The organism is Limnohabitans sp. (assembly GCF_044361985.1).
GTDB lineage: Bacteria > Pseudomonadota > Gammaproteobacteria > Burkholderiales > Burkholderiaceae_C > Limnohabitans_A.
Genome location: NZ_JBIKHV010000192.1, coordinates 1 through 2,644, shown reverse-complemented (window position 1 = coordinate 2,644; position 2,644 = coordinate 1). Strand labels below are relative to the sequence as shown.

Sequence of the window (2,644 nt, the reverse complement as noted above, 5' to 3'; positions counted from 1 at the left end):
AAATCGAGCGCTTCGGCCAGTGCACGGGTTCGGGCCTGTTGCGAGCCCTCTTCGGCCAGCAAACGGGCCAGCTGAATGTCTGCGTTTTTTTCGCTCATCTCCAGCCAGACCCGGCGGTGCTCCCGGGGGTTGTGCACAGCGGCAATTTTGTAGCCCGCTTGCTGCGACAGTGCCGCAAGCAAAACCTTGTCCACCCCCACGCTGGTGATCAGCGATGGCGGCACCGGAATGCCAATGTAATGCTGCGCCAAGAAGGCTTCCAGCACCTGCACTTCGACGGGTTGCGGCGCCTGGTCATCGTCTTCAACCACTTGCAGTGCGTGCGCGTCTTCCACATGCGCCGGAAAGTAAGCCCTGTCGCCCAGGTGCCGCCCACCACGCACCATGGCCAGGTTGACGCAGGCCCGTCCGCCCTGGACCCGCACGGCCAGGATGTCCACATCGGTGTCGGTGCCCGTGTCCACAGACTGCTGGTGCAGCACGCGGGACAAGGCCGACATCTGGTTGCGCACCTCAGCGGCCTGCTCAAACGCCAGCGTCTCGGCGTGCTGCATCATCCGCGCTTCCATCTCTTGCAGCAGCGCCTGCGTCTCGCCCTTCAAAAAGCGCTCGGCATGTTTCACATCCTCTGCATAGGCCTGCGGGCTGATCAAGTTCACACAAGGTCCAGAGCAGCGCTTGATCTGGTAGAGCAAACACGGGCGAGTGCGGTTGGCAAACACGGTGTCTTCACAGGTGCGCAAGCGAAACACCTTTTGCAACAGCTGAATCGACTCCTTGACCGCCCAGGCGCTGGGGAAGGGGCCGAAGTAACGGTGCTTTTTTTCAACCGATCCCCGGTAATAGGCCACCCGAGGAAAGGTCTGCGGCTCGGGTGCACCGTCCAGCGCCTTCAAGAAAAGTGTGCCGTTGCCCGTCAACTTCAAATACGGGTAAGTTTTGTCGTCCCGAAACAGGATGTTGAAACGCGGACTCAACGACTTGATGAGGTTGTTTTCGAGCAGCAGCGCTTCGGCTTCGGAGCGCACCACCGTGGTTTCCAGTCGGGCAATTTTGCTCACCATGTGGCCAATGCGCGTGCCACCGTGGTCTTTTTGAAAATAGCTCGACACCCGCTTTTTAAGCTGCTTGGCCTTGCCCACATACAAAACATGGCCCTGCGCATCAAAGTAGCGATACACCCCGGGCAAAGCCGGAAGCGCAGCCACCTGGGCCAGCAAGGTTTCATCGTGTTCGGCAATCATGGCGCGTATTGTGCCGCCGAGTGAAGCTGAAAACCGAGGGGCAAGCGACAATCACCTCATGAATTCGCCAAGACTTTGGGACATTTTTTGCGCTGTCATCGACAACCACGGTGACCTGGGCGTTTGCTGGCGACTGACCCGGCAACTGGCCGAGGCCGGGCAATGGGTGCGCTTGTGGGTGGACGATGACGCTGCCTTGCGCTGGATGGCCCCGCCGGAATCGCTCGCCCTTCTGCACGGCGTTCAGGTGCTGCCTTGGGCCCACGCCAGTGACAAAATCAAACTGGCCAACCTGCCCCCGGCGGATGTCTGGATCGAAGCCTTTGGCTGCACCTTGCCCGAAGCCTTTGTGGCACACGGCGTGGCCACGCACAAACACCCGCCCGCCTGGATCAACCTCGAATACCTGAGCGCCGAAGACTGGGTGCCCCGCCTGCACGGTCTGCCCTCACCCGTGATGTCTGGGCCAGCCAAGGGCTGGACCAAGCACTTCTTCTACCCAGGCTTCACGCCGGGCACCGGTGGCCTGCTGCGCGAGTCCGATCTGCTGACACGACAGCAAGCCTTTATGAACAGTGGCCAACGCGCTGCATGGCGAGAGCAACACGCCCCAGACTTGACGGCAGAAGCTTTGCTGATCAGCCTGTTTTGTTACGAACCTGCTGCCCTGCCCCAACTGCTGACACAACTGGCAGGCACGCCGCACCAGTTGCTGGTCACGCCGGGCCGCCCGCTGAGCGCCGTGCAAAGGGGCTTGCTCAAGCTGAATGTTCAGCCCCACTGGTGCGCCCTGCCCTACACCGACCAAAGCGGCTTTGACGAAATGCTCTGGGCTTGTGACCTCAACTTTGTGCGCGGGGAAGACTCGCTGGTTCGGGCGCTGTGGGCTGGAAACCCCTTCATCTGGCAGGTCTACCCCCAGGACGACAATGCCCACCACGCCAAGCTGGAAGCCCTGCTGGATGGGCTGCAAGCACCGGAAAGCCTGCGGCGCTTTCACCGGGTTTGGAACGGGGTGGAAGGCGGACAGTTGCCCGAACTGACCACCCACGTTTTGCAAGAGTGGCGCCATTGCGCTCAGGCTGCACGAGCCCGTTTCTTGACACAAGACGGCTTGCTGACACAACTCATGACTTTTACCAAGCATTGACCTGCTGCAGCTGACTTTCAGAGCAGGGATAATCTTTTCCATGTCCTTTTTCAACACCCTCTTCCCCCTCGGCTGGCAGCACTACCTATTGGGCGGCCTGACCATTGGCGCTGGCGTGGCGCTGCTTTATTTGTTCAACGGCTGGGTCGGCGGCATGAGTACCGTCTTTTCGAGCAGCTGGTCGTACTTGTCCAAACGGTCGTTTTTTCAGCAAGCGCGCTTCATCCATACCCGCAGTTGGCGGCTGGTC

General features: G+C 60.4%; 2 protein-coding genes and 1 pseudogene. 2 read left to right on the top strand and 1 reads right to left on the bottom strand.

Annotated features, from left to right (window positions below; genetic code table 11):
* Positions 1-1,244 (bottom strand): excinuclease ABC subunit UvrC (gene uvrC, locus ACIQ3A_RS14955; protein WP_396432520.1); only part of this gene is annotated, 1,244 nt, incomplete at its 3' end.
* Between the two features lie 58 nt (positions 1,245-1,302).
* On the opposite strand from uvrC, the gene earP reads away from it, so the two are divergent.
* A complete protein-coding gene (gene earP / locus ACIQ3A_RS14950) occupies positions 1,303-2,394 on the top strand; it encodes an elongation factor P maturation arginine rhamnosyltransferase EarP (protein WP_396432519.1) in 1,092 nt (363 codons plus the stop codon).
* Positions 2,395-2,434: 40 nt separating this feature from the next.
* A pseudogene (locus ACIQ3A_RS14945) lies at positions 2,435-2,644 on the top strand (hypothetical protein); the annotation flags it as partial.